The 1,891-nt window shown below is 68.8% G+C and carries 2 protein-coding genes and 1 pseudogene; 1 reads left to right on the top strand and 2 read right to left on the bottom strand.

Annotation, left to right across the window (positions count from 1 at the left end; translation table 11 throughout):
- Positions 1–595, top strand: a 595-nt coding sequence (locus PARHAE_RS20515; protein WP_206437044.1) for an SEL1-like repeat protein, incomplete at its 5' end; no start/stop codon positions are given.
- Here PARHAE_RS20515 and PARHAE_RS20510 read toward each other — a convergent pair.
- Positions 596–1,642, bottom strand: coding sequence for a TAXI family TRAP transporter solute-binding subunit (locus PARHAE_RS20510; RefSeq protein ID WP_126156351.1), 1,047 nt, complete (start codon positions 1,640–1,642; stop codon positions 596–598).
- 25 nt (positions 1,643–1,667) lie between these two features.
- Positions 1,668–1,891, bottom strand: a pseudogene (locus tag PARHAE_RS21285) (hypothetical protein); the annotation flags it as partial.

Below are 1,891 nucleotides of genomic sequence, written 5' to 3'. Positions count from 1 at the left end.
CCCCCCATCCGCCGTCCCACCGCCTGCGCCCCTGTCCAGCCGCGTGGCCGTTGAAGCGCCGCCCCTTCCCGAACGCCTGCTGGCCAGCGGCCTGACCCTGGGCAGCGTCGATCCCGCGCGCGCCGCGGCGCTTTATGCGCGCGCCGGGCTGTGGGGCAGCAGCCGGGCGGCCTATTATCTGGGCCAGCTTTACGAAACAGGGGTGGGCGTGGACCCCGACCCCTATCGTGCCCAGGCCTGGTATGAACTGGCGGGGGATACGGGTGGGGCCGCGTCCCGGCTGGCGGAGCTGGGCGCGTCCCTGCCGCAGTCGGCAGAACCCCTGACGGCGCCCCCCGTCCCGGTCCGTCAGGCGTTGTTCGCGTCGGGTCAGACCGAATTGCACTGGCAAGGCCCTGGCGGCACGGCGATGCCGCGCTTCAGGGTCGAATTCGTCCCGGCAGGCGGCGACGGCCGGACCCTTTACAGGGACACGGCGCTGTCCGCGATGCTGATTGCGCAGCCGGTCGCGCGGTGGCGGGTCATGGCGCTGCGGCAGGACGGGACCACGGGACCGTCCTCGGCCTGGTCCCGCCTGGTTCCCGCCCCGCGCTGATCAGCATCCGATCACCGCGCAGATATTGCGGCGATAGGCCTCGTTCGCCTGGCTGTCGGGCACGGATTGCGCGGGAGCGGGGGCAGTGCAGTTGGCCTGATAGCCGGGATCGATTCCGCGATTGACGCAGGTGCTGACCTCCCAGCCGGGGGGGATGTCGGTCAGGTCGACCGATTGCCATTTCGGATGGCCTTCCGCCCGCAGCGTGTCGATCCGTGTCAGGATCAGAGAAGCCAGATCCGACACCCCCCGGCAACTGGCCCGGTGATAGCTGTTGCGCCCGGGATTGTATTCATAGGTCATCAGCACCGCCTTGACCGCAACCAGATCGATGGGATCGGGCTGAAACGGATAGGTGCCGCCCGCCAGCGTGGCAGGGGAATAGACCGCCTGCAGCGTCGGATCCTGGATCGGCAGCAGGTGGAACCGTTCAGGGTCGATCTCGCCTTCGGCATAAAGCGAGGCGGGCGCCCCCGCGACATAGAAGAAGGCGTCGATCTGACCGGCCTTCAGTTGCGGCAGCGCATCCGCCGGGGCCACCAGCAGGGTTTCGGCAGGCTCGGTTCCGGTCAGGGACAGGATCAGCGACGCGGTCAGAAAGGTGCCGCTGTTCTCGACCCCGATGGCCACGCGCTTGCCGGTCAGGTCGTCCAACCCGGCGATGTCGCGGCGGGCCAGGACGTGGACCTCCTCCTCGTACAGGGGAAAGGCGATGCGGACGCCGGTGATGGCGCGGGCGACGGCCGGATCACCGCCTGCAAAGGTCTGCATGTATTCAAGCACATCGCTTTGCACGATGCCGAACTGGGTGTTCGGGCGCTGCCGGACGGCCAGGAAGTTTTCCAGCGAACCTGCGGATTCCACGACCTCGAGCCCCTGGCCACATCCCTGCATCAGCTTGTCCAGGTCGCGCCCGAACTGGATATAGGTGCCGGTCGATGCGCCGGTCATGATGCTGAGGTGCCCGTCCTGGGCCTGCAAGGGCGTCGGTCCGACACTCATCCACGCCGCAAGGGCCAGAAACAGCAAGGGCCTGAAATGTCGCATCGTCTTGTCCTTCCCATGATGGATGTCAGCATCCCCCCAGCCGGCCGACCAGAACCAGAAGCGTCTGGCGATTGATCGGATCCTGCACCTGGCGCAGGGCGTCCGTGGCGCAATGCCCCTCGATCAGCAGGCCGCGCAGCCGGGCACGCTGCGGGTCGGCGGGCAGGGCCGGGGCCAGGGCCAGGGCGGCGTCGACCTGCGCGGGGTCGCGGGGTTGCTGCGGCGGGGCCAAGGCCTGCTGGCCCGCCG

Origin of the sequence: Paracoccus haematequi (genome assembly GCF_900631945.1) — a bacterium.
Classification (GTDB): Bacteria; Pseudomonadota; Alphaproteobacteria; order Rhodobacterales; family Rhodobacteraceae; genus Paracoccus; species Paracoccus haematequi_A.
This window is presented reverse-complemented; position numbering and strand designations above follow the sequence as displayed.